The 25,554-nt window shown below is 65.0% G+C and carries 22 protein-coding genes and 1 pseudogene; 12 read left to right on the forward strand and 11 right to left on the reverse strand.

The features are described from left to right. Positions 1-131: 131 nt before the first annotated feature. The gene (locus tag I6F17_RS11520) at positions 132-674 is read left to right on the forward strand and encodes a tetratricopeptide repeat protein (RefSeq protein ID WP_036044044.1); all 543 of its coding nucleotides are present in this window, start codon (positions 132-134) and stop codon (positions 672-674) included. Positions 675-796: 122 nt separating this feature from the next. Further along, entirely contained in the window at positions 797-2,185 is a 1,389-nt protein-coding gene (locus I6F17_RS11525) for a serine hydrolase domain-containing protein (RefSeq protein WP_036044043.1), read from the forward strand. Here the strand turns inward: I6F17_RS11525 and I6F17_RS11530 are convergent. Beyond that, on the reverse strand, positions 2,172-3,740 hold the full coding sequence (locus I6F17_RS11530) for a peptidase S10 (protein WP_225128241.1): 1,569 nt from the start codon (positions 3,738-3,740) through the stop codon (positions 2,172-2,174). The two genes, I6F17_RS11525 and I6F17_RS11530, sit on opposite strands and share 14 nt — an antisense overlap. Before the next feature lie 253 nt (positions 3,741-3,993). On the opposite strand from I6F17_RS11530, the gene I6F17_RS11535 reads away from it, so the two are divergent. From I6F17_RS11535 to I6F17_RS11545, 3 genes are all read left to right on the forward strand, one after another. Next, complete coding sequence (locus tag I6F17_RS11535) at positions 3,994-4,773, forward strand: NAD kinase (protein WP_036010536.1); 780 nt, start codon at positions 3,994-3,996, stop codon at positions 4,771-4,773. A 93-nt stretch (positions 4,774-4,866) separates the two neighbouring features. Beyond that, positions 4,867-5,412 carry a response regulator gene (locus I6F17_RS11540; RefSeq protein WP_011088265.1) on the forward strand — a complete coding sequence of 182 codons (546 nt, stop codon included), beginning with the start codon at positions 4,867-4,869 and terminating at the stop codon, positions 5,410-5,412. Positions 5,413-5,440: 28 nt separating this feature from the next. Next, entirely contained in the window at positions 5,441-6,019 is a 579-nt protein-coding gene (locus I6F17_RS11545) for an Hpt domain-containing protein (RefSeq protein ID WP_225128251.1), read from the forward strand. 135 nt (positions 6,020-6,154) lie between these two features. Here I6F17_RS11545 and I6F17_RS11550 read toward each other — a convergent pair whose 3' ends face one another. From I6F17_RS11550 to folE, 4 genes are all read right to left on the reverse strand, one after another. Further along, positions 6,155-7,330 carry a DUF2336 domain-containing protein gene (locus I6F17_RS11550; protein WP_225128253.1) on the reverse strand — a complete coding sequence of 392 codons (1,176 nt, stop codon included), beginning with the start codon at positions 7,328-7,330 and terminating at the stop codon, positions 6,155-6,157. Between the two features lie 269 nt (positions 7,331-7,599). Continuing rightward, on the reverse strand, positions 7,600-8,673 hold the full coding sequence (locus I6F17_RS11555) for a transglycosylase SLT domain-containing protein (protein WP_225124856.1): 1,074 nt from the start codon (positions 8,671-8,673) through the stop codon (positions 7,600-7,602). 96 nt (positions 8,674-8,769) lie between these two features. Next, on the reverse strand, positions 8,770-9,192 hold the full coding sequence (gene hisI, locus I6F17_RS11560) for a phosphoribosyl-AMP cyclohydrolase (protein WP_128264665.1): 423 nt from the start codon (positions 9,190-9,192) through the stop codon (positions 8,770-8,772). 27 nt (positions 9,193-9,219) lie between these two features. Beyond that, positions 9,220-9,912 carry a GTP cyclohydrolase I FolE gene (gene folE, locus I6F17_RS11565; RefSeq protein WP_036010520.1) on the reverse strand — a complete coding sequence of 231 codons (693 nt, stop codon included), beginning with the start codon at positions 9,910-9,912 and terminating at the stop codon, positions 9,220-9,222. A 253-nt stretch (positions 9,913-10,165) separates the two neighbouring features. On the opposite strand from folE, the gene I6F17_RS11570 reads away from it, so the two are divergent. Continuing rightward, positions 10,166-10,621 (forward strand): iron-sulfur cluster assembly scaffold protein, encoded by a 456-nt coding sequence (locus I6F17_RS11570; protein ID WP_036044037.1) that lies wholly within the window; start codon positions 10,166-10,168, stop codon positions 10,619-10,621. 106 nt (positions 10,622-10,727) lie between these two features. Here the strand turns inward: I6F17_RS11570 and I6F17_RS11575 are convergent, their stop codons facing one another. Continuing rightward, entirely contained in the window at positions 10,728-11,624 is an 897-nt protein-coding gene (locus I6F17_RS11575) for a hypothetical protein (protein WP_036044036.1), read from the reverse strand. A 255-nt stretch (positions 11,625-11,879) separates the two neighbouring features. Here I6F17_RS11575 and yidD point away from each other — a divergent pair, with 255 nt between their 5' ends. Then, on the forward strand, positions 11,880-12,218 hold the full coding sequence (gene yidD, locus I6F17_RS11580) for a membrane protein insertion efficiency factor YidD (RefSeq protein ID WP_036027721.1): 339 nt from the start codon (positions 11,880-11,882) through the stop codon (positions 12,216-12,218). An 89-nt stretch (positions 12,219-12,307) separates the two neighbouring features. Beyond that, positions 12,308-12,514, forward strand: coding sequence for a hypothetical protein (locus I6F17_RS11585; RefSeq protein ID WP_225131745.1), 207 nt, complete (start codon positions 12,308-12,310; stop codon positions 12,512-12,514). Here the strand turns inward: I6F17_RS11585 and I6F17_RS11590 are convergent, their stop codons facing one another. Both I6F17_RS11590 and I6F17_RS11595 read right to left on the reverse strand, forming a co-directional pair. After that, entirely contained in the window at positions 12,515-13,729 is a 1,215-nt protein-coding gene (locus tag I6F17_RS11590) for a hypothetical protein (protein ID WP_225131746.1), read from the reverse strand. Between the two features lie 2 nt (positions 13,730-13,731). Beyond that, complete coding sequence (locus tag I6F17_RS11595) at positions 13,732-15,099, reverse strand: amino acid permease (protein WP_036044034.1); 1,368 nt, start codon at positions 15,097-15,099, stop codon at positions 13,732-13,734. Positions 15,100-15,459: 360 nt separating this feature from the next. Between I6F17_RS11595 and I6F17_RS11600 the strand changes: the two genes are divergently transcribed. Then, positions 15,460-16,782, forward strand: a complete 1,323-nt coding sequence (locus I6F17_RS11600) for an alpha/beta hydrolase (RefSeq protein WP_225131747.1) — start codon at positions 15,460-15,462, stop codon at positions 16,780-16,782. Positions 16,783-16,819: 37 nt separating this feature from the next. Here the strand turns inward: I6F17_RS11600 and I6F17_RS11605 are convergent, their stop codons facing one another. Continuing rightward, positions 16,820-17,185, reverse strand: coding sequence for a hypothetical protein (locus tag I6F17_RS11605; protein ID WP_225131748.1), 366 nt, complete (start codon positions 17,183-17,185; stop codon positions 16,820-16,822). 89 nt (positions 17,186-17,274) lie between these two features. Continuing rightward, positions 17,275-18,450 (reverse strand): MFS transporter, encoded by a 1,176-nt coding sequence (locus I6F17_RS11610; protein ID WP_225131749.1) that lies wholly within the window; start codon positions 18,448-18,450, stop codon positions 17,275-17,277. 187 nt (positions 18,451-18,637) lie between these two features. Here I6F17_RS11610 and thrS point away from each other — a divergent pair, with 187 nt between their 5' ends. The 3 genes from thrS (at position 18,638) to I6F17_RS11625 (ending at position 22,670) form a co-directional block, all read left to right on the forward strand. After that, positions 18,638-20,680: a threonine--tRNA ligase gene (gene thrS / locus I6F17_RS11615; RefSeq protein ID WP_050991985.1), complete on the forward strand. Its 2,043-nt coding sequence runs from the start codon at positions 18,638-18,640 to the stop codon at positions 20,678-20,680. A 93-nt stretch (positions 20,681-20,773) separates the two neighbouring features. Beyond that, entirely contained in the window at positions 20,774-21,337 is a 564-nt protein-coding gene (locus tag I6F17_RS11620; protein WP_225131750.1) for a nitroreductase, read from the forward strand. A 64-nt stretch (positions 21,338-21,401) separates the two neighbouring features. Continuing rightward, positions 21,402-22,670 (forward strand): serine hydrolase domain-containing protein, encoded by a 1,269-nt coding sequence (locus I6F17_RS11625; protein WP_036044023.1) that lies wholly within the window; start codon positions 21,402-21,404, stop codon positions 22,668-22,670. Here I6F17_RS11625 and I6F17_RS11630 read toward each other — a convergent pair. After that, positions 22,656-25,119: pseudogene (locus I6F17_RS11630) on the reverse strand (EAL domain-containing protein). The gene I6F17_RS11625 and the pseudogene I6F17_RS11630 sit on opposite strands and share 15 nt — an antisense overlap. Positions 25,120-25,554: the final 435 nt, after the last annotated feature.

Genomic DNA, 25,554 nt, shown 5'->3' on the forward strand with positions numbered 1-25,554 from the left:
ACCTCGATGACACGTTTGTCATCCACGGCCGGGCGAATAGATCGTGCGACGCGGGAATGTTTTTGCCCGAGAGGTGTTCCGGTCTTCGGGCAATCGTGTAGGATCGCCACGTTCCATACCGGAGAACTTAGATGCGCAAACTCTCAATGCTCGTTGTGCCGGGACTCGTCGCCATGACACTGGCGGCCGCGCCGGTGCTGTCCAGCGCGTATGCCGCCGCCGGCGACGACCCTTCGTCGCCGCCGAAATCGGACACCTCGACCAAGAAGGGCAAGAAGAAGAGCTCTTCCGTCAGCGACCCCAAATTCCTCGCGGCCTACCGCACCGCCTACGCCGCGATCTACGACAAGCACGATTACAGGGGCGCGATCGGCCAGCTGAAGTCGCTCAAGCGCAACGACGTCGCGGACGTCGCCAACCTGATCGGCTACTCCTATCGCAAGCTCGGCGACTACCAGTCGTCGAAGGCCTATTATGAGCTGGCGCTGAAGGACGATCCGAACCACGTCCGCACCTGGCAATATTACGGCCTCTGGCAGCTCGAGCAGGGCAACCGCGAGCAGGCGCAATACCACCTCGACAAGATCGCCTCGCTCGCCGGCACCGGCAGCTCGGAATATCGCTCGCTGGCCGAAGCGCTCGACAAGCCGACCGGCGCGACGCTCGTCTACTGAAGGCATAGACTGGAGTCATCGCATCTTCGAACGACGCAAACGGGCACAACCTTTCAGGTTGTGCCCGTTCTGCTTTCTCGGCTAGCCTTTCGCACCGACCTCCCTCGCAAACCGGTAGCGCAATGGACACGTGGCTGCGATCCGCGATCGACTACATCGGCTCCTGGATCGAATACCAGCTGACGACGATCCAGCAGCCGGGCCTCATCGTGGCTTTCGCCCATCGCGGCGAGGTCGTCGCCGAGCATGCGTTCGGCCTCGCCAATCTCGACACGGGCGAGAAGCTCACCCCGCGCCATCGCTTCCGCATCGCCTCGCACTCCAAGAGCTTCACCTCGGCTGGCATCATGAAGCTGCGCGAGCAGGGCAAGCTCCGGCTCGACGACCATGTCGGCCGATATGTCGGCGGCCTCGATCCGCGCGTCGCCGAGACCACGATCGCGCAAGTGCTGTCGCACAGCGCGGGGCTGACGCGAGACGGCGCCGATTCCGGCCAGTTCATCGACAGCCGCCCCTATCTCGATGCCAAGGAGCTGCTTGCAGAATTGAAGCTGCCGACCGCGATCGACCCCGGCACACGCTTCAAATATTCTAATCACGGCTTTGGCCTGCTCGGCCTCGTGATCGAGGCTGTTGCGAAGGAGCCCTACTCCGTCTGGATCAAGCGCGAGATCATTGCGCCGGCCGGCCTGCGCGAGACCGAGCCGGACGCACCGCTTCCCAAGGGCGCAGCCTTCGCGCGCGGCCACACGCGAAGAGTGCCGTTTGGCGAGCGCTGCGTGATCCCGGGTGACAATCCCGCCCATGCAATGGCATCTGCCGCAGGCTTCGTCGCCACCGCCGCCGACACCGCCCGCTTCTTCGCGCAGCTGGCGCCCAACGCGAAGAAGAGCGTGCTGTCGGTCGCCAGCCGCCGCGAGATGACGCGAAACCATTGGCGCATCCCGCAGAGCTTCGAGGCCTATTACGGCTTGGGCGTCAATGCCGGCAAGACCGACGGCTGGGACTGGTTCGGCCATGGCGGCGGCTTCCAGGGCTATATCTCGCGGACCTGCTCCATTCCCGCTTGCGAGCTTGCAATCAGCATCCTCAGCAACTCGATCGACGGCGCGGCGCCGTTCTGGATGGACGGCGCGATGCAGATCCTGCGCGTCTTCCAGACCCGCGGCGCCCCCGACCGGCGCGTGCGCGACTGGACCGGGCGCTGGTGGACGATCTGGGGCGCGACCGATCTCGTCCCCGCCGGCAACCGCGTGCTCGTCGCCAACCCGCAGTTCAACAACCCGTTTATGGATGCCGCCGAAATCGAAGTGACCGGCCGCGACACCGGCAAGCTCGCCTGGGCTGCCGGCTATTCCAGCCACGGCGAGCCGGTGCGCCGGGTCCGTGACAAGCGCGGCAAGGTCAGCGACATCTGGATTGCCGGCGCGAACGTGAAGCCAAAAAAAGTCGTCGCACGCGAGATCGCGCGCCGGTATCCGCCGCGCAAGCGCCGGCCTACTCCCGAATGAGCGCCTCGACCTCGCTTCGGAACGCCTGCCGCGATCCGTCGCGCGAATAGAACATGTGGCCGCCGGGATAGACCACGAACTTCACGCGCTGCGTCACGAAGGCCGGCAACTGGTCGAGCACCCGCCTCGTTGCGAAATAGGGCGTGGCGAGATCGAACAGGCCGTGCGTGACCAGCACGTTCAGCTTCGCATCGGTGGCGAGGATCTGGCGCAGATCGGAGACCGATTGCGGCGGGTTGATGCCGCGGCCGAAATCCCATTGCCCTTCGACAGCACCGTTCAGGACTTCATATGAGCCGCCGGGCCGCCAGTTGAGCTTGCGCGAGAGCACGTCGACCGCGGCGCTCGTCAGCGGTGCCTGGAGCGCATCGCCGGAGGGATCGCCGAAGCGCGAGCTGCTCGAATCCGGATAGGGATCGAAGCCGCGCACCGAGGCATCGTAGCGTCCGGTCACCTTGCCGTTCTTGCGGTCGAACTCGCGGCGGAATTCACCGACGTCGAAGCGGCCGGCGAGGCGGCGGCTCACCGCCTGGTCGATGCCGGTGAGTTCGGCGACCTTGTCGGCCAGACGCGTCGTTGCCTCCTTGTCCGCCTCGCCCCTGACGAGATCGGTCAGGAATTCGCCGCGCGCATAAGCCTCGACGTCGGCGAGGTCGGCGCGCTTGACCGGACGTTTGGCTTCGCGCGCCACTGCCACGTAGCTCGGCAGCGTCGCGACATACTGCAGGAGGCTCGTGCCGGTGAACTCGCGGAAATCCAAGAGCGGCGAGACCAGGATCAAGCCCCTGACGCCGACGCCGTGCTGGAGCTGCAACTGGCGCAAGACCTTGGGGCCGCGAATGCCGCCATAGCTTTCGCCGGCGACGTATTTCGGCGAAGTCAGCCGCTCGTGCTTTTCGAGCCAGCGGCGGATCACGAGCGCGATCGAGTTGGCGTCGCCATCGACGGAGTAGAACGATTTGCGGGCATCCTCGCCGCTCGCCACGAAGCGGCTGTAGCCGGTGCTGACGGGGTCGATGAAGACGAGATCGGTGAAGTCGAGCCAGGTCTCCGCGTTCGGCTTCACCTCGGGCGAGGCCGACGGCGACAGGGCCTCGCCATCGAGCGGCAACCGCCATGGCCCGGCCGCGCCGAACTGAAGCCAGGCCGAGGACGCACCGGGCCCGCCGTTGAACAGGAACGTCACCGGACGCGTGGCGCGCTCGGCACTGTCGAGCTGGTAGGACGTATAGGCGATGTCGGCCAACGGCTCGCCTTTGCCATCGAACACGCGGATCGACCCGGCGGTGGCCGTGAAGTTGAGGGTCCGGCCGGGCAGATCGAGCGTCTGCTTCGTGGTCGAATCCGGCGGCAGACGGTGCGGCTCGGCCGCGGACGACGACGTCTGCGGCGCGCCTTGCGCGGCACCGCCGCGCCCACCCTTCTGTCCGGCCGGCGCGGCCGCCTCGGAGCGCGGCTGCGGCGCATCATCTGCGTGTGCAAGGCCGGCGAACGCGAAAGCCGACACCGCCAACACCAGGCCCGCGAGGCGGAGCGCCGGCAAAGTCGTGACCATGATCATCCTCCGTGTCCGGCCGTGACCGCCGGGGAGTCAGAAAGCTAGCGCCAAATTACGACGGTTTGGGGAATCATTGGCGGTGCGGGCCCTGAAGCGGCCGGCCGGGTTCAAATTGCCCGGTTCTGTGCTTAAGTCCGGTTGGACCGTCCCCATTAGCTTTGGTGGGCGGTCATCCTCGACAATACGGGCCTACCTCGTATAGACGAGCCCGGCGGAACCTTCCTCGACCCAGCGGCCCTGCCGAGAAGCCATGACCAAGCCTGCGCGATACGACCGGATCGCCTTCGTCGCCAGCCCGAGCAACGAGGCGCAGGCCGCCTTTGGCCAGCTGACCAGGGACTATGGCAATTGCGATCCTGACGAGGCCGACGTGGTCGTCGCACTCGGCGGCGACGGGCTGATGCTCCAGACCCTGCACCACCATATGCGTACGGGAAAGCCGATCTACGGCATGCACCGCGGCACGGTCGGCTTCCTGATGAACGAGTACTCGACGCACGATCTGCGCCAACGGCTCGAGACGGCGCATGAATCCGAGATCAATCCGCTCCTGATGCGCGCGACCGACGTCAACGACCGCGTTCACCTGCACCATGCCATCAACGAGGTCTACCTGTTCCGCCAGACCTCCCAGGCGGCGCGCTTGCGGATACTTATCGACGAGCGCGAACGCATGCCGGAGCTGATCGCCGATGGCATTATCGTCGCGACGCCGGCAGGCTCGACGGCCTATAACCTCTCCGCCCAAGGACCCATCCTCCCAATCAACGCCGCCCTGCTGGCGCTGACGCCAATCAGCGCCTTCCGGCCGCGGCGCTGGCGCGGCGCCCTCCTGCCCAATACCGCCTATGTCGTGATCGAGGTGCTGGAAGACGACAAGCGCCCCGTCGCAGCGGTCGCCGACCACGAGGAGGTGCGCAGGGTCCGGCGCGTCGAAGTGCTTTCGGACAAGAGCATCTCGATGCGGATGCTGTTCGACCCTGGCCACAGCCTGGAAGAGCGTATCCTGCGGGAGCAGTTCGGCTACTGAGCGTCCTGCCGCCCCACCCCCGGGCCGCAACCCTTCGTTAACTCCCGGCACGATATGGTTAACGAAGGTTGACCCGCTTTTGGCCCGGGCGTCATGTTCCGTATCGACTTCAACAAGCTGCGCTTCCTCGTCTGCGACGACAATCCGCACATGCGCCGCATCCTGCGGACGCTGCTGCATTCGTTCGGCGCGCGCGAGGTCTATGAGGCCGAGGACGGCGCCACGGCGCTCGAAATGTACAGCCATTACGTGCCCGACATCGTCATCACCGACTGGGCCATGCCGATCTTCGACGGGCTCGAGCTCGCGCAGATGATCCGGCAGCCGGAATCCAAGGGCAATCCCTATGCACCGATCATCATGCTGACCGGACATTCGGAGAAACGTCGCGTCACGGTCGCGCGCGATGCCGGCGTCACCGAATTTCTGGCCAAGCCGATCTCGGCCAAGGGGCTCTATCAGCGCATCCTCAACGTCGTCGCCAATCCCCGCCCCTTCATCAAGACCAAGACCTATTTCGGCCCCGACCGGCGCCGCAACACCAACTCCGCCTATATGGGCCCGGAGCGCCGCGTCGGCGAAAAGCACGAGGTGCTGCAGCAGCCCTCGCTGCTCGACAAGGCCCGCTCCACCATCTAGCGCAACCGCTTCAGACGAGGCAGGCATCATGGCGAAGAACAGCGCAAAGGACATCGAGGTCAAGGCCTTCGCCACGCACCAGGTCATCACGCAGCCCAATCCGCTGCGCAAGGTCCTGCGCCGCGTCGAGGAAAAAGACCTGGACGACCCGGTCGGCCGCGCCGAGCAGGCGCTCGCGCGCCTCTCCGGCGAGTTCAAGGACTGGATGGTGATCGAGGTCCAGCGACTGTCCGCCGCCTGGACCGCCGTGCAGAACGACGGCTTCACGAAGAAACTGCGCGACGAGCTGTTTCACGCCGCGCATGACATCAAGGGCGATGCGGCGACATTCGGCTTTCCTTCAGCCGCAGGCATCGCCGAAAGCCTGTGCCGCGTCATCGAGCACGCGCCTGACCTGGACAAGGTGCCGGCCGAGCTGTTCACGCACCACATCAACGCCATTCTCGCCATCGTACACGAGAACACCAGGCTGGACAGGATCAGCGTCTCGGCCGAGCTCAGCCGCCGCCTGCGCAAGGTCGCCGACGATTATCTTGCCCACGTCAACCGCGACCGCCCCGAGCATCTCGAGGTGATCCTGGCGCCGAGCATCGCGCCGGGGGAATAAGGCTTCACTATCTCTCGTCATTGCGAGCGCAGCGAAGCAATCCAGACTGTCCCCGCGGAGGGATTCTGGATTGCTTCGCTGCGCTCGCAATGTCGGAGCCTGTCTCTTCCGGCCCGCCTTGTCGCGAGCTTCGAACTACGCCGCAATCAGATCGTCATAGAGCGGATCGACCACATCATCCGCGACGAGCTCGTCGCAGAACAGTCGTGCCTCTTCGCGCGCGGACTCGGTAGCGAAGCGGCGCAGCAGGACCATCAGCGGCTCGGTGGCGCCGCGATCGGATTCGCAATGGGTGAGCACGCGTTCGACCATGCGCCGGCGCAGCCGCACCGCGCCGTCGTCGCTGTCGACGAAGCCCTGCTCGTGGCAGGCATCGAGCGCGACCTGGAACGCCGCAAATGTCGCCTCCGGAAGCCCGGCGCGACGGAGCAGCGCGTGCACGCTGTTGCCGCCGCGCTCGTGCAGCAGCGCCGAGACGCGCGCGAGCGGCAGATCGGCGAGCTCGGCGAGTGCCGCATCGAACAAGCCCAGATTGCCGGACAGTAGTGCGCGCAGGATCAGGCCCGCGGTCAGCTGGCCGGTGACGCGCAAATGCCGGACCAGGCCCTGCATGTCATCGCCGCGCGAGCGCGCCGCGATGTTCATGGTGGAGCGATCGCGCGCCTCGATGGTGATGCGGTCCGCGCGCTCGGCGCTCAGCCAATTCCGTGCCACGACGAATTGCGCCAGCGTCTCGGAGAGCTTTGCCACCAGTGCAGCACGCGTTGCGGCCGGCAGATCCTCCAGCACCAGCATCGCCTCGCGGATCGCGGCGAGATGACCGTGACGCTCGACGATCCGGTCCCAGGAGAACGGGGCGAGCTCGGCATGGGGATTCTCGATCAGCTCCAGCGCGGCAGCCGCGCAGCCGACTTCGGCGATCGCGGCGCACACCGACACCGGCAATGCGATGCGGCGGGCGACTGCGCATTGCACCTCCTCGCCGCCGGTCGCGACGATGTCGACGAGATCGGCGTCGATCAAGAGCGGGGAATGTTCGAGCACCGGCAGCGCGACCGTCGGCTGATCGGCTGACAGCGCCCGCACGATTGCGGCCGGCGCATCGAGGCTGCGGGCAAAAGCTTCGGCCATCGCCTGCCGCACCAGCGGCGAGGCATCGTCGAGCAGCATCAGAAGCGCGCCTTCGGCGGCGATGCGATCGTCTGCAGAAAGGTCCGAGATCAGCCAGGCCCGGGCCAGCGCCCGTGTTGCCTCGGCCCGCTCGCCCGCGGGTGCCGTCCTGATCCAATGAATGAACTGCCGAACAATCATGCTGCTTCGGGCTACACAACAAACGAAAATGATGACGGCTCGTCACCTGCAATACAAAATAAACCACGACGCTTAACAAAGCGTTCACCATAACTGGCTGGTTTTGTTGATGATTTGTTAAGGGAACCAAGCCGCTTGGCAGGAGTGCCCCGGACGTAGCGCAGCACGCAAGTGATGCGCTGCTGAGCCGGGGCCCAGATGATCGAGAGCAGCTTTGTTGCATGGGTCCTGGCTCTGCGCCGCAGCGCGTCCGGGACACGAGATCTCGGCTAGCTCGAGAACGTGCCGCTGCGATCACTGAAGAGATCGAGCGGTTGCGGCGGCCGCACGTCCGGCGTCGCCGCTGCGACCGAGGTGAGCGAGGCATTGTTGCCCCATAGTTTCTGCACCGTGGTCGAGACCGGCTGCGTGGCATCGCCGGGTTGATAGATCGAACGAAACACCGGCGTGCCCGTCGGATTGTCCGCGACATGTGTCGACGACGTCGCGCTGACGGGCGTCACTGTGCGGGCATTCGGGAAGGTCTGGAGATAGGCGGCGTTGTCCACGACAGGCGCAGTGGGCACCACTGCATTGGCACTCGCGACCTGCGTGGTCGAAGGCGTGGCGCCATACATCGCCATCGCGCTGCGGGTTACCTTTGAATTGGCCGCGCTGGCATAGCGGCTGTCCAGGACTGAATAGACCTCCGAGACGCTGCGGGCGCGGCCGTCCTTGGCGTAGAAGATCGGGCGGTTGGCGGCCGCCGCGTTGGGAAACAGCCGCGCGCCGACGGCTTGCGGATTGTCCTCGGCATTGGCGATCAATTTCGCCGCGCCGCGGACGCCCATGAAATGGGCCATGTAGAGTTCGCTGTCGCTCGGCCTGCGCCCGAGCAGGCCGGTGAGCTTGAAGCTGTTCGACTGCGTCAGCGCTGCGGCCATGGCGGAAGCGGCTTCGGGATCGTCGCGCAGCTTCATGATCGACCGCTTCTTGACGGGATCGTCGACGGTGTAGGTCCCCGATGACGTCCTGGTGATGGCGTCGGCGTAGCTGCCATAGCCGAGTTGGGCACCCGCTTCCTTCACCGTGCCGAGCCAGGTCTGGTCGATGAACTGGTAGAGCCCCTGCGCGGACGAGGTGGTGGCGGCGGCCGTCGGATTGAAGTCCGATTCCATCTTGGCCGTGGTCAGCATGTACTGGAAGCTGACGCCTGTGACGTTCGAGGCCTGCTTGATCGCACCGGCGACACGCGCGCGCGACGGATCAAGGCCGGCCGTCTGCGTGGCACTGAAACTGTCGATCGACATGGTGGAGGGCCCGCCCCGCGCGGCGCTGAGCGACGCCGGCAATTCGGCGCCCATCGTCTCACCGTGGGACAGGTATGGTTAAGGCGGGGTTAACTGACGCTCCGCGTCATTCCGGGGCATGCGACAGCGCGAACCCGGAATGACAGGCTGCTACTTCCTGTAAACGTCGTTCGGATCGAACAGCCGGTCCGCCTCAGTGAAGACCAATCTCGCTCCCCCGCCCTCGGCCTCGACCTTGCGGTAGAAGCACGACCGCCGGCCGGTATGGCAGGCCGCGCCGATCTGCTCGATGCGGATCCAGACCGCATCCTGATCGCAATCGGTGCGCATCTCGACCACGCGCTGGGTCTGACCCGACGTCTCACCTTTTCGCCACAACGCATTGCGCGAGCGGCTGAAATACCAGGCTTCGCCGGTCGCAATGGTCTTGCGCAGCGCCTCCTCGTTCATGTGCGCGACCATCAGCACGTCGCCGGTGGCGACGTCGGTGGCGACGACCGTCACGAGGCCAGCGGCATCAAATCTGGGCAGGAAGGCGAGGCCCTCCTCGATCTCATGGGAATGAGCGGACACAGCAACTCTCGCCGGTTTGTCGCGAGGTCAGCGCGTCGTGCCTCGCACCAGGGACAGGAAACGGGCCTGCTCCGCCGGATTGTCGCGGAACATGCCGGTGAAGCGGCTGGTGAAAGTAGAGGCGCCATGCTTGGCGACGCCGCGCACCGACATGCAGGTATGCTCGGCCTCGATCAGCACGGCAACGCCGCGAGGCTTGAGGACCTCGTCGATCGCGGCGGCGATCTGCGCGGTCAGGTGCTCCTGGGTCTGGAGCCGGCGGGCGAAAATGTCGGTCAGGCGGGCGAGCTTGGACAGGCCGACGACGCGCTCCACCGGCGTATAGGCGATGTGCGCCTTGCCGTAGAACGGCATCATGTGGTGCTCGCATTGCGAGGTGAACTCGATGTCGCGCACCAGGACGAAATCGTCATAGCCCGCCGTCTCGCCGAAGGTGCGGTCGAGCACCTCGGCCGGGCACTGGTGGTAGCCCTGATAGAGCTCGTCGAAAGCCTCGACGACGCGGCGCGGCGTGTCGAGCAGGCCCTCGCGCTCGGTATTCTCGCCGATATAGGCGAGCAGCGTCTTCACCGCCGCTTCCGCCTCGGCGCGCGCGGGGCGCGGCTGGTCGGCGCGGACGGCGGCCGCGAGGAATTCGGCAGGATCAAGCTCGGCCGGGCGGCTCTCGGGCTGCCGGTCGGAGGGCTTGCCCGGGCGGATGGATTTGATTGCAGCGTCCATATCTTCTCCGTTCGACGGCCTAACGGCCGGAGTGTCACCGGCAGACGGGGCGGCCAAGCCGCCGGACGCCTGAACAGAACAGTTTCGGTGCAAAAGTCCCAAGGTCACAACGCCGGCAGCGCAGATCTGGATCACCGCCACCGCTCCGCTGGACTGTTTTTCCACCAGTTCCGCCCCTATATAGGACCGTGGGCGGCGCCCGCCAAGGCCGATCCGGCCTGGAAGCGGGTGTGGACGCGTTGGACTCCATCAAATGCTGAACGACATTTACAACAAGCGGATCATCGAGCTGGCCGGGAATATTCCGCGGCTCGGACGGTTGGCGGACCCCGATGCCTCCGCCACCGCCCATTCCAAGCTGTGCGGCTCGACCGTGAAGGTCGATCTCAAGATGAACGGGGATACCGTCACCGACTTCGCCCATGACGTGAAGGCCTGCGCCTTGGGCCAGGCCTCTTCATCCATCATGGCAAGTCACGTGGTCGGCTCGACTGCGAGCGAACTCCGTGAGTTACGCGAAACCGTTCGCAAGATGCTGAAGGAGAATGGTGCGCCTCCTCAAGGAAAATGGGAGGAGATCAAGTTCCTCGAGCCGGTCCGCGACTACAAGGCGCGCCATGCCTCGACGCTTCTCACCTTCGATGCCGTGGTTGATGCCATCGGCCAGATCGAGGCCAGAACCAAGCAGCCGGCCGCAGCGCAAGGCTGACCCCCTCTCCGTCATTCCGGGGCGAACTTGCGCACCCCAGGTACGTACTTGCTCACCAAGGTTCGCGCTGACGCGCGCCCCGGGATGACTGCCGAGATTTAAGAGCTTACTTCGGCGCCGCCGCAGCAGCCGGTGTGGCAACACTACCGGTCGGCACTAGGGCTTCCGCCGTCTTGGTCGACTTGGAAGCCTGCTCCGGTTCCGCGCCGAACCTCGCCTGCGTCTTCGGTGCAAGCTCCGCCATTGCCGGCGCCGAGATATCCACGTGCGGGAGCACGTCAGCCACGAGATCGGTCGTAACCAGATTGGTGAGCTTGAGCTCGCCGGCATCGAGTTCGTGCAGGTCCTCCCAAGGCGGGACGCTGAGCGCAAGCGACAACAGATCCCCGGCGCCACCCATATCGAAGGTGTATTTGGCGAGGCGGCCGATGTCGCGCTCCACGATCATCAGGTCCTGCGCGCTATAACTCGCCGCCTTGGCATCATCGGCGCGGTCGCCCATCCAGATCTGGTGAACCCGGACATGAGCGGCTTTCGGCACGTAACGCTTCTTGCCGGCCAGCAGCAGGAACGCGCACATGGATTCGCAATACGCTTCCGGCGCGACGGCCGGTCGTGTCGACGGCCCGCCGCGGAGGCTCACGCCGACCGTGGTCAAAAGCCCGAGATTGCGGAAGCGCCGGCCGAGCGTGATCGCGTCATTGACGGAGCCGCCGCTGGAATCGAGCACTACGGTGGCGCCGCCGAGCTGGCGGCCGCGCGAAAACTCTTCGAATTCTTTGGGCGTATCGGCGGTGATGATGCCGACCGCGCTGATCCAGCCGCGGCAATTCGGTTCGCAGGCGACCCAGCTGAACTTCATCGGCAGCTTGCGCTCTTCGAGGGCAGCGCCGGCGCGAGCCGACGATCCGAATGTTGCGACGGCGCCAGCCAGCGCGACTCCGCAGACGGCGGTTCCCACCAGCAACCAGCCGCGAAGTTTAAGGGAGTTCAGAAGTCTCAATCTGGTTCCTTCCCCAAGCCCCAAAGCCCCAAGGTCCCCAAACAATCCCCGGTGGCGCTACCTGAGTCCATCATACAGGCGTATGTTTCTACACACGACCGTCATAAAAATGGTATCCGGGCGAATACAGATCGTCCACAGATACTTGCTGCACTGCTCCCAAAAAACACGCAAAATATGGCGTGGAAACAACAACTTATGGTTCCCTGCACCGGAACCGGGCAAAGCTTCGCTCAACCTCGCAGCACAACGCACATGAAGCATTCAGCTTGCGAGCATTGTTCCAGTTCCGTCGATGGTGTGCTCCGGCTGCCGCGCAGATTCGGCCGTGCACTGATCTGGCTGTATCGCCACACGCTGTCACCTCTGGTCGGTTACAATTGCCGGCACCTGCCGACCTGCTCCGTCTATGGCGATGAGGCAATCGAACGGTTCGGGCTGTGGGCCGGCGGCTGGATGACGCTCGCGCGCCTGCTCCGTTGCCATCCCTTCGGCACGTCCGGCATCGACAACGTGCCTCTCACGGCGCCCAAAGGCGCACGCTGGTATCTCCCATGGCGCTATGGCCGCTGGCGCGGAGTTAACGCGTCCTGACCTGCGGTGCTCTGAACAGCGCCGCCCTGACCGGAACCTTAGACTTTCCGCCCGCGTTGTTTTGATGCTCCCCACGGGAGGAAACAACAATGCGCTGGAAAATCAGCCCGCATTTTCACATCAAGCCCGGTCCGAATCTCGATCACAGGGCACACGATCCAAGAACCATCGACCTGCTCGCCATCATCGCTTTGCTTGCGCTCGTCCTCGGCTCAGGCTGGTATCTTGAGAGGAGCCTTGCAACACAGCCGAGCACGACGACGTTCATCGTGCCGAGCCAGAGCGTGCATTGGTAGTCACCGGAACCAGTAGAACCGTCCCTGTGACGGAGGGATCGACTCCGGCGGTCGTAGCCGCTTCGGGCGCGGCGGCTTTGGCGCCGGCTCGGCGGCCGAAGTGGTCTCTGCAGCCGGTGCGGCCTCGCTGCCCGGCACCTTCACCGCCAGCAGCAAATTCGATTCACGCATGCGCCAGCGATAGCCCACGCCGAAATCGATCGGCTGGGCGCGCGTGAACAGCTCGGCGTAGCGCTCCTGGTAGCGGCCGGGGAATTCGTCGATGGGGCCGAGATAGCGGCCGAACGGGAAGAACCGCCATTGCCGCGCATTGTAGTTCGCAAGCGGAATGCCGGAATCGTCCTGGATGATGGTGGCGCTGTTGGCGAGCAACCAGTCGCGTGCGACGGTGAAATTGCCGGAGTGCAACAGGTAGGACGCACTCTTGAGCAGGCTGTTGCCGGGCCCGAGCGTCTCGCAGAATTTCAGGAAGCCCGTGGCACGTGCGCCGGAATTTGAGAGGTCGGTTGCGAAATAATACAGCGTACGCGCTTCCCCGTCGCTGCCGGCAAAGCTGATGCGGACGCCGCGCGTCACGTTCCGTCCGGGATTGTCGCCACCGACATGTAGCCCGCCCTTGTCGTCGAGCGCGACCATCTCGACGTTGCGGATGGTCTTGCCGGAGCGGGCGAGGAAGACATAGAGGATCGGCAGGGTGCCGTTGACCTGGTTGGCGCTCAGGTCGACCTTCATCTGCTTGGTGATGAAGAACGAGAAGCTCAGGATCGAGCCAAGCGCGCGTTCGACGTTATAGAGCGCAGCGCCGACCGAACCGCGCGGCAGCCGCGTCAAATCGGGCACCGCGCCGACCGGCTCCAGCGCGCCGAGCACGTAGGTGCTGGCCTTGGAATGGAAGGCGTTGGCGTAGAGGAAATCGGGGCCGCTGAACAAATAGAACATGGTCGGTCGGGGCGCGGCCAGATTGAGGTCGGCCCAGCTGCGGATCTTCGAGAGCTGACGCTGCTCGAGCTGAGCGAAGGCGCCGTCCAAGAATTTGGCGTGACGCTGCCAGGCCGGGTCCCTGGTGAGCGGCACCAGCGGCGAGTCCGCCGAAGGCTGCATGCCCGCAAGGAAGCGCGCCGTGTCATCGAAGGTGACGTCTGCGGCACGCGCGGACGAGACGGCCGCAGCCAGGAGGACGAAAGCGACGGCCGCAATTCTCAGGGGGCGGAGCATGTCTATTCGCGATGCGGTGATGCGGCAGCGACGACGGGCCGCCTGCGGAAAACAGCGTAAATCAAAAGGCCGGAGAGCATGACGAGCATTCCCGACAGCGACTGAAGCGGCCGCTCCGTCAGAAGGTAGTACATCATGAACGCGGTCACGAGCAGAAACACGAGCGGCGTGAACGGGTATCCCCAGGCGCGATAGGGCCGCGGCAGATCGGGATCGGTGATCCGCAGCTTGATGACGCCGGCGACCGTGAAGAACGAGCAGAACAACAGCGCGAACTGGATGAAATCGAGCACCGCCTCGAAGCTGCGCGTGAACAGCAGAAGATTGGCGATGGCCAGTTGGAACAGGATGGCATAGGCCGGCGCGCCGCTCACCGACCGCTTGGAGAAAACGCGCAAGGCGGGAATGTCCTCTCCCATCGTCATCATCACGCGCGGGCCGATCCACATCATCGCACTGATCGAAGAGATCAGACCGAAGCAAATCATGGCGCCGACGATCCGACCGCCGAGACTGCCGAAGATGGCGGTGCCGGCGACACTGGCGACGTCGAGCTGGCCGGCGAGCGCGCTGACCGGCGTCGAATGGAGAAATACCGCGTTCAGCGCGACATACAGCACGAGCACGATCAGCGTGCCCGCGAGCAGCGCACGCGGCAGGTTCCGCTGCGGCGTCTTCATCTCGCCGATGATGTAGGTGGCGGCATTCCAGCCCGAGAACGAATACATCACGAAGACGAGCCCGATGGCGAACGGCGCACTGACGATATGGGCGATATCGCCGGGCTGCGGCGTGAAGCTGATCGGCTGCGGCACGGCGATGACGAAGCCGGCGACCAGGAAGGCGACGATCAGCACGACCTTGAGAACGGTCGAGATCAACTGGAACGTGGATGAGTGCCTGACGCCGGTCAGTTGCACCAGCGAAACCAGCCACACCACGCCGATGGCGAGCGGAATCGCCGGCAGATCGGGTACGACCGACTTGGCATATTCCCCGAACGCCATCGCGGCGAGCGCGACCGGCGCCGCGAAGCCGACCGTGGCCGACACCCAGCCGGCGAGGAAGCCGAAGGCCGGGTGATAGGCGCGGCCGAGGAAATTGTACTCGCCGCTCGAGCGCGGAAACATCGCGCCCAACTCGCTGTACGCGAACACACCGCACAGCGCGACGACGCCGCCGACCGTCCAGAGCAGCAGGATCGAGAAGCCGGACGGGATGTCCTTGACCTGGAAGCCGAGGCTGGTGAAGACGCCGACCCCGATCATGTCGGCGACGACGATGGCGGTGGCGACCGGAACGGAGACCCCGGCCCCCCTCCCGGTCAGCCGGTCCGTCCAGGGCGGGGTACCCGCATCTGATGCCGTCATCGGGGTCCTTAATCTCAGGCGCTTCGCCTAATGGGCCCATGGTGCACTTTGGCCCAGTCAATTCAAGCAGGGTTAACAAGGGTTAAATGAGGCAACGGAGGTAGGTACCAAACCACCGCCTAGGCGCTTCCTTGGACGATGTCTCTGGATGCACCCGGGATTGTCCGTTCCGCTCCCCCACAATCAGGACACGATTGCATGGTCCTTTCGAGCGTTCCGGATGTGGGGAAGTTTCTCCGGACGCTTAACGTCGCCTAAACGCCAGTCGGCTCAATTGTTTCAACTTTGCCGATGGACGTGTGACTTGGACGTGTGACCTGGGACGTAAGACTTGGGTCGTGACTTTGGGGTCATGGGTGGATGGCCGGGGCCGCTCCTAAACTGAGAGCTGATGATCGTGCCGATCGGACAATGTCCGGTCGGCATGATCGTGCGCTCCGGGCCGGTCTGATCTCAGTCATGGTGCCGTTGTCGCTGACGCTGGTTCAATGCGGCAAGGCGCCGGATCCGGCGGCGCTGGCGGCGAACTCCCAGGCGAATGTCCAGGTGGTCGCCAAGACCAATTCGCAGAGCTCGAACGCGCGCGTGGCAAGCGGCGACACCTTCGAGGACCGCTTCCCTGCCCCGCAGTTCAAGGAACGCTTTCCCTCGGCGAGTGAAAGCTTCCTACAACGGCAGATGTCGGACTTCTCGCCCAAGAGCGCGGTCCAGCGACCAATACCGGAGCAGGCGCCCTACAAGGTGGCCTCGCTCGAGCCGCAAGTCCCGTACAAGCGCCCCGCCCGCGAGGATCTGACGACACTCGTCAGCATGAAGTCGTCGGCCTTTCCCTATTTCGGCAACAACCCCGCCTCCGATGCGCCCTTCCTCAACATTTCCAAAGGCGACCGCCGCGGCCACCGCAGCTATTCCGGCCGCGTCTACTGGCAGGACGAGACCTACAGCGACAGCCGCGTGCTGGTGCACGTGCCCGAGCATTTCGACCTGCGCAAGCCGGGCGTGATCGTGGTGTTCTTCCACGGCAATGGCGCAACGCTCGAGCGCGACGTCCGCGACCGGCAAATGGTGCCGAAACAGGTCACCGATTCCGGCGCCAATGCGATCCTGCTTGCGCCGCAGATGGCGGTCGACGCCGCCGATTCCAGCGCCGGAAAATTCTGGCAGCCGGGTGGCTTCAAGCGCTTCATGGCGGAATCGGCCGACCATCTTGCGCGCCTCACCGGCGATCCCAACAGCGCGCGCGCCTTCGCCAACATGCCGATCGTGATCGTCGGCTATAGCGGCGGCTTCCTGCCGACGGCGTGGAGCCTCGAGGTCGGCGGCATCAGCGACCGCGTGCGCGGCGTGGTGCTGCTCGATGCCGTCTATGGCGAGATGGACAAATTCGCGTCCTGGATCGAGAGCCACCGTTCCGGCTTCTTCGTCAGCGCCTACACCCGCCACACCGCGCGGCGCGACCGCGAGCTGATGAGCATGCTCCGCCAGAAGGGCATCAGCGTCGCCGAGGACATGGATGGGCCGCTACGACCCGGCAGCGTGGTATTCGTGGAGACCGGCGAGGGCATCACCCATCGCGACTATGTCACCCGCGCTTGGACGCGCGATCCGCTCAAGGACGTGCTGGTGAAGATGGCGGCGACGCCGTCGCTCGCGCTGACGCGCGTCGCCTCCACAAATCCCTAGCCCGGCCGATATCAGGTCTAGATATCAGTTCCCAATATCAGTTCCTGGGCAGCTTCGGAATGCTCTCGGCAAAGCCGTTGAAGCAGGCCAGCCGCTCGTCCTCTTCCTTGAAGAAGCGGCAGTCGGCATAGCCCTTGGCCTTGGCCGGCTTCGGCTTCGGCGCCGGCGGGATCACCGCGTCGTAGCAGTTGAGGCGATCCTTGGTGCCGTCGTCGATTTCGAGGCAGGCCTGGAGGCGGATCGCGATCGATTGCGGCTTGCCCTTTGGAGCGGCGACAGCCTCCTTGGCGCCTTTCGGCTTGACCTGCACCAGCGGCTTGTCCCCCACCATGGGTGGCTTCTCGGTCTGCGCAAATGCGGAGGCTGAATAGAGCACCGCGGCAACCGCCAGAATCATCCTCATCTCAGTCAACTCTCTTTGATCCCCACGCCGGCCTTCTACCGCTCCCGCGCGAGGTTTGCCAAGCGCCTTGCGCGCACGACCTGCTGCGTTCAGGCGGTGGCGGCAGCCGCCCGCCGGGGCCGGGTCACGACCACCAGGATCAGTGCCAGCACGACGAAACCGACCGCGACGAAGCCGAGCGCGTGCAGAAGTTCGCGGGCAAACAGCAGCCCGCCGACGGCGGAGCCGACCGCCTGGCCGATATAGAGAACCGACGTGTTGAGCGCGACGGTGGCCGATGCCAGCGGCGGCGCAGCCGCGACCAGCCGCACCTGCTGCATCGAGTTGGTCGAGGCGAAGCCAAGGCCCCAGATCGTCACCGCGCCCGCCATCATGACGAGCGAGCCGGCGCCGAGCGCCCACCCGCTCATCCCGGCAAGCAGCAGGCAGGTGAACAGCAACGAGGTGCGATAGGGCCCCGCAGTGTCGACGATGCGGGTGGCGACGACGACGCCGAGGAAGCCGCAGATCCCGTACAGCGCGAAGACCAAGCCGATCGCATCGGGACCGGCGCCAGTGAGCTTGTTGAGCAGCGGCGCCATATAGGTGAATATGACGAACTGCCCCGACATTTGCAGCATCGTGATCGCAAGCAGCAGCAGGATCGTCCTGCTTCGGCCGACGGCGGCCCATGTCTTCAGATCGACCGGTGCGCCCTGCAGGCCCGCCGGCAGACGCAGCAGCAACAGCAGCAAGCTGACGCAGCCGAGCGCGCCGACCCCGCCATAGGCCGCGCGCCAGCCGTAGCGGCTGGCGATAAAGGTGATGAGCGGCAGGCCGACGGCGGCTGCGAGCGACCAGCCGAGGAAGAGGTACGCAATTGTGCTGCCGCGCCGTTCCGCCGGCACGATCAGCGCAGCCGTGCCGGCCGCCTGCGGCGTATAGAGCGAGCCGACTGCGAGCATCGCGAGCCGAATGATCAGCAGGCTGGTGTAATCGGGCGCAAACGCGGAGGCGAGATTGCCGAGTGCGAGCACCGCCAGCGTCGTGGCGAGCAGGATCCGCCGTTCGATGCGGCTGGTCAGCCACGCCGTCAGCGGCGAGCCGACGCACAGCGTCACCGCGCCGAAGGTGATCAGGAGCCCGGCCGCGTGGATGCTGATCCCAAGCCCTGCCGACAATTCCGGCAGCATGCCCGCCGGTGCCAAGACCGAGCAGCCGGTCACGAGATTGCCGAGCATCAGGGCGGTTGGCGCGAAACGGCCGGCGGCTGGGGCGCTTTTCATGCAAACGCATGTAGCGGCGGCCTGCGACCGGTTAAAGGGTACAACGTCAAATAGTTGCGGGCTCCGCCCCCGGTTTTGCGCGCCACTTTCTTGGAAATGCCGGATTGCGCAGGCCGAATCGCCTGATATATCGCTCGTTCCCGCTTACCTGCGCTCGTTCGCAGGAGTGAGCCCCAGGAGAAAAGCAATGTCCGACCAGCCCAAATCCGAGTCCGGCTTCCAGTACAGCCTCTCCAATTTGAAGCCCGTGACCCCCGCTGCCAAAGTCACCCTCACCTTCCCCGACGGCGCCAAGCGCCAGTTCGACAAGGGCATCACCGGCCTCGATATCGCCAAGGGCATCTCGCCGTCGCTGGCCAAGCGCACGGTCGCCATGGCGCTCGACGGCACGCTTGCCGATCTCAACGATCCGATCGAGGCCGACGCTGGAATCGAGCTCGTCAATCGCGACGACCCGCGCGCGCTCGAATTGATCCGGCACGACTGCGCACACGTGCTGGCGGAAGCGGTGCAGACGCTGTGGCCGGGAACCCAGGTCACGATCGGCCCCGTGATCGAGAACGGCTTCTATTACGACTTCTTCCGCAACGAGCCGTTCACGCCGGAAGACTTTGCCGCGATCGAGAAGAAGATGCGCGAGATCATCGCGCGCGACAAGCCTTTCACCAAGGAAGTCTGGGACCGCGAAAAGACCAAGCAGGTGTTCCGCGACAAGGGCGAGGCCTTCAAGGTCGAACTGGTCGACGCCATTCCCGGCACCGAGCCGATCAAGATCTACTACCAGGGCGACTGGTTCGACCTGTGCCGCGGTCCGCACATGACCTCGACCGGCAAGGTCGGAGGCGCCTTCAAGCTGATGAAGGTGGCCGGCGCTTATTGGCGCGGCGATTCCAACAACCCGATGCTGACGCGCATTTACGGCACAGCCTTCGCCAAGCAGGAGGACCTCGACGCTTACCTGAAGCAGATCGAGGAAGCCGAGAAGCGCGACCATCGCAAGCTCGGGCGCGAGCTCGACCTCTTCCACTTCCAGGAGGAAGGTCCGGGCGTCGTGTTCTGGCATCCGAAGGGCTGGACCATCTTCCAGCAGCTGATCGCCTATATGCGCCGGCGCCTCTCCGGCGACTACAACGAGGTCAACGCGCCGCAGATCCTCGACAAGGTGCTGTGGGAGACCTCGGGCCATTGGGGCTGGTATCGCGAGAACATGTTCGCGGCGCAATCGGCCGGCGACGAGGCCGAGGACAAGCGCTGGTTCGCGCTCAAGCCGATGAACTGCCCCGGTCACGTCCAGATCTTCAAGCACGGCCTGAAGAGCTACCGCGACCTGCCCTTGCGCCTCGCCGAGTTCGGCGTGGTGCACCGCTACGAGCCCTCCGGCGCCATGCACGGCCTGATGCGCGTGCGCGGCTTCACCCAGGACGACGCGCACATCTTCTGCACCGAGGATCAGCTCGCCGAGGAATGCCTGAAGATCAACGATCTGATCCTGTCGACCTATGCCGATTTCGGCTTCACCGGCGACCTCACGGTGAAGCTCTCGACCCGGCCGGAGAAACGCGTCGGCACCGATGCGATGTGGGATCACGCCGAGCGCGTGATGGCGACGGTGCTGCGCGAGATCCAGTCGCAGAACAATCACATCAAGACCGAGATCAATCCGGGCGAAGGCGCGTTCTATGGGCCGAAGTTCGAATACGTTCTGCGCGATGCCATCGGCCGCGACTGGCAGTGCGGCACCACACAGGTCGACTTCAACCTGCCGGAGCGGTTCGGCGCGTTCTACATCGACCATGACGGCGGCAAGAAACCGCCGGTGATGGTGCACCGCGCGATCTGCGGCTCGATGGAGCGCTATATCGGCATCCTGATCGAACACTATGCCGGCAATTTCCCGCTCTGGCTCGCGCCGGTGCAGGCGCTGGTCACGACCATCACCTCGGAAGGCGACGAATACGCCAAGGTGGTGCTTGAGCAGGCGCGCCGCGCCGGGCTTCGGGTCGAGATCGACCTGCGCAACGAAAAGATCAACTACAAGGTCCGTGAGCACTCGCTGGCCAAGATCCCGGCCCTGCTCGTGGTCGGCAAGAAAGAGGCCGAGACGCACTCCGTCTCGGTCCGCCGGCTCGGCAGCGACGGCCAGAAAGTGATGACCACGGCCGAGGCGATCGCCGCCCTGGTCGACGAGGCGACGCCGCCGGACGTGAAGCGGGCGCGCGGCGCCGTCTGAGCCCTGAAATCGATCTAAATTCGCTTCCGGTTGCGGGCGTGCATGCTTATCTCGGCATGGCACGCCCGCCGACCATTTGAAGAGGATATCGCAGTGCCCGATGCCATCGAACTCCTGAAGACCCGCCGCTCGGTCAAGCCGCGCGAGATGACGGGGCCCGGCCCGTCGGCGGCCGAGCTCGAGACCATCCTCACCATTGGGGCGCGCGTGCCGGATCACGGCAAGCTCGCGCCCTGGCGCTTCATCATCTTCGAGGGCGAGGCCCGGCTACGTGCCGGCGAGGTGATCGCGCGGGTCTTCGCCAGGAAGAATCCGGGCGCGCCGGCGGCCGACGTCGAGACCGAGCGCAAGCGCCTGATGGACGCGCCATTGGTGATCGGCATCGTCAGCTTCACCAAGCCGCATCCGAAGGTGCCGGCGTTCGAGCAGGAATTGTCGGCGGGCGCCAGCGCCATGAACATCGTCACCGCCGCCACCGCACTCGGCTACGGCGCCTGCTGGCTGACCGGCTGGTTCTCTTTCGACCGCGACGTGCTCGACGGCCTCGGCCTCAAGCCGGATGAGAAGCTCGCCGGCTTCATTCATATCGGCACGCCGACCAAGCCGAACGAGGACCGTCCGCGCCCGTCACTTTCGGACGTCGTGACGCGATTTTAATCGATGTTGTGTTGACGCATCGAGCCTCTTGCGGCTTTGATCCCGCCGAGGGAGGAAGGTGCGGATGAGACGCCGTGAATTTCTGGTCGGGGCCGCGATGCTCGCCGGCACGATGGCGCGAAGCCGGGCCGCGGACATCCCCGCCCCCTCGCCCGACGGCCTTGACCGCATCACGGCGTACTTCGACAATGAGGTGGCAAGCGGCCGGCTGCCGGGCGCGGTGATCCTCGTTCAGCAGCACGGCAAGCCGGTCTACCTGAAGTGCTTCGGTGTGCGCGACACCAGGAGCGGCGTCGCGATGACGCCGGACACGATCTTTGCCATCCACTCCATGACCAAGCCGATCACGTGCCTTGGCGCGATGATGCTGATCGACGACGGCAAGCTTGCGCTGACCGACCCCGTGTCGAAATACGTCCCGCTGTTCGCCGAGACCAAGGTGGGCCGCGAGGTGACCCTGCCCGGCGGCACGGTCGAGCTGGACCTCGACCCACCGGACCGCCCCGTCAACATCGAGGATCTGCTGCGGCATACTTCGGGCATCAGCTACGATTACATCGGCAGCGAATGGGTCGAGCACGCCTACAAGATGGCCAACATTTTCGCGGGCCATTTCGACAACAGGGAATTCGCCGATCGCATCGCCAAGCTGCCGCTGGCGCGGCAGCCCGGAACGCTGTGGCGCTACGGCCATTCCACCGACGTGCTCGGCAGCGTCATCGAGATCATCTCGGGCCAGACGCTGTACGACTTCCTGAAAGCACGCGTCTTCGATCCGCTCGGCATGAACAGCACCAAATTTACGCTCGCGACCGAGGACGAGCTGGCGCGGATGGCGCGGCCGCTGCCGAGCGACTCAATCCTGCTCGCCGGCGAGCGCGACCGCCTGGACCATCCAGAATGGCAGTCGGGCGGCGGCGGCCTGCTCTCGACCATCACCGACTATCAGCGCTTCTCGCAGATGCTGCTCAACGGCGGCGAGCTCGATGGCAGACGCTATCTCAGCCCCGCCGCGTTCAAGGCCATGACGACCGATCAGATCGGGCCGGGCTCCGGCGTCGGACGCGACTATTTCTATTTTCCAGGCGACGGCTTCGGCTACGGCTACGGCCTTGCGGTGCGCACCGATCCCGGCAATGCAAAACCGCCGCCGCCGGGCTCGCTCGGCGAATTGAAATGGGACTCGGGGAGCGGCACCTATTTCGGCGTCGATCCCAAGCTCGACATGGTCTACGTCATGATGCAGCAGACCCAGAACGAGCGCGGCCGCATCACCCCCGCGTTCAAGGCGCTGGTCTACGATTGCTATCCGCCCGCATTACGCCGCCCGTGAGGTGCGCTGGCCGAAATCGGCGAGGAGCTTTCCGATCTCGGCCGCCGGCCGCGCGGCGCTGAACAGAAATCCCTGCACCTCGTTGCAGCCTTCCGCGCGCAGCCAGTCGAGCTGATCCTCAGTCTCGACGCCTTCCGCGGTCGTGGTGATGTTGAGGCTGCGCCCCAAACCCGAGATCGCGCGCACGATCGCACCGCAGTCGGGCCGCTCAGCCAGATCCTTGACGAAGGAGCGGTCGATCTTGATCTTGTCGAAGGGAAAGCTGCGGAGATAGCTCAGGCTGGAATAGCCGGTGCCGAAATCGTCCATGGAAATGCCGACGCCGAGCTCGCGCAACTGGTGCAAGGTGGCGACATTGGCGTCGGTCTCGGCCAGGAAAATCGACTCAGTGATCTCGAGCTCGAGCCGCTTCGGCGACAGGCCGGACTGCGCTAGGGCCGAGATCACGACCTGGACCAGGTTGCGGCTGCGGAATTGTGCCGGCGACAGGTTAACGGCGACCTTGACGTCGACGGGCCATTTCACCGCCTCGGTGCAGGCTTCGCGCAGCACCCATTCGCCGAGCTGGGTGATCAGGCCGATGTCTTCGGCGACGGGGATGAACTCCGCGGGCGAGATCATGCCCTTGTCCGGATGACGCCAGCGCAGCAGCGACTCGAAGCCGGAGATGCGGTCGGAGGCGATCGACACCAGCGGTTGATAGTGCAGCTCGAACTCGCCGTTGGCGAATGCCCGGCGCAGATCCAGCTCCATGTCGCGGCGCCTCTGCGCCTGGAGGTCCATCTCACGCTCGAAGAAGTGGTGCACGCCGCCGCCGTCGGCCTTGGCCCGGTACAGCGCCATGTCGGCATTGCGCATCAACTCTTCCGGCGTGGTGCCATCGCCCGGCGACAGCGCGATGCCGACGCTGGCGCCGATCACCATCTCCTGTCCGTCGACGTCGTAAGGCGCCTTGAGCATGTCGATCAGCAGGGAGGCACAGGCGCTGGCCTCGTTCGGCGAGACGTCGGCAGCCAAGATGACGGCGAACTCATCGCCGCCGAGCCGCGCGGCGAGATTGGTGCCGCGGACCGCTATGGTCAGGCGCTCTGCGACCTGCTTCAACAGGCGATCGCCCACCGGATGACCGAAGGAATCGTTGATGTTCTTGAACAGGTCGAGGTCGATGTAGAGCACGCCGACCCGTTTTCCCGCGGCCTGGTCCAGCGCCTGCTTCAGGCGCTCCTGGAAGTGCTCGCGGTTCGGCAGGTCGGTGAGCCCGTCATGATGGGCCATATAGGCGATGCGCGCTTCGGCCTTGCCGTCGTTCGGTGATGTCGACCACCGCCACCAGATAGCCGTCGCGCTCGTCGAAGGCGACGCGACGGCCGAAGGTGAGCACCTCGATCTCGCTCCCGTCGGCGCGCAAGTGTCGCCAATTGCGCGAGGAGTGGTAGGCGTCGCCGAGGCGCTCCAGCGCCGCGGCGTGGCTGTCCCACTCGTCCTCCGGCCATATCTCGTGCAGCTTCATGCGCAGGAAGGTCGCGCGGCTGTAGCCGTAATGCTGGACCGCGGCGTCGTTGACGCTGAGGAACTCCTTGGTCTCTGCGTCGAACACCCACATCGGCATTGGATTGTTGTCGAACAGGAGGCGGAACGAGGCATCGCGCCGCTTCAGGACGGTGACATCGGAGATGGTCAGCGAGACCACGTCGGCAAAGGCCGTGGCGCTGAGCCTGAGGTAGCGTCCCTCGCTCTCCAGCTCGAGCTGCTCGCAGCGGCTGCCCGAGACGGCCTTGAGCAGGAATTCCATCACCTCGGGGAAAGCCAGCAGCGTGCCGCCTTCGCCGATCCGCCGCCACAACAGGCTTGCGCCTGCAACCTTCAGCAGCTCACCCGCGCTCTTGTTGTGGTGCACGACCTGAAGGTCGAACGGCTTGCCGGCGGCATCGCGCAGCGTCGCCAGCGAGACCACGGCGTCGTCGGTCGCGGAAAAGATGGCGTCGAGGAGATTGTATTGCGCGCCGCGCTCGTTGACATAGGCGCCGATCAGCGTCGCGCCCCAGCGCGAGGACGTCGGCAGCGCCAGCACGTCGTAGGTCCTGACCATGCCGTCGCGCACGCAATGCGCGCTCGCCCGGTGCGGCCGTCCGGCCGCCAGCGCGCTCGCCGCCGCTTCCGACAGCGCCGTGGCGCAATCGGGCGACAGCTCGGCTAGGGGAATGTCCCAGCGCTCCTCGCCGAGCCATTTCTGCACGTAGCGTCCGCTGCGCGACAGTTCGAGCACGCCATCGTTCTTCAAGAGCGCGATGTGGTCGGCGAGCCGTCCGAGACTGCCGAGCATGACGTCCTCGTAACGCGGCAACCGCTCGCCCGGCTTCAACGCCGCACGCCATTTGCGCTGAAGCACCGGGATGTCGTCGAACATTTCGGCGGCCGGTTTTCCCGGCATCTTCTTCGCGGCAGTCATTGCAGTCCCCAACGCACTTTCCCGCCGCATCCAATGCAGGCGCGCTTAACGACGTGTAAAAAGCGCGCAGGCGCGGGTTCCATTCAGCGATTATGACAGTTTTAAGTCAGGTGTTGGTTAGTGGGCGTTAGAGACTGTGACGGTTGCGCGAAGCTGCTCTCGTGTCCCGGACACAGCGCGGCGCGCAAGCGATGCGGCGCAGAGCCGGGCCCGAGAGCGGAGCTTTGGCGCGCACCTGCCTCAACACCGTGAGCGCAGCGAAGCAATCCAGAATCTTTCCGCGGATGCCTTCCTGGATTGCTTCGCTGCTCTCGCAATGACGGAGTGTGTGGTGGGCAGCGCCGTTCTTCAATTCGCATTTCGCTTGCAGACACGCTTCCGCATCCTCGCGGCATTTCTCGCCCGAGCTTTGCTTCTCGCTCAGCCTCAATTGAA

It is taken from the genome of Bradyrhizobium sp. NBAIM18, from assembly GCF_020193825.1.
GTDB classification, from domain to species: Bacteria; Pseudomonadota; Alphaproteobacteria; order Rhizobiales; family Xanthobacteraceae; genus Bradyrhizobium; species Bradyrhizobium yuanmingense.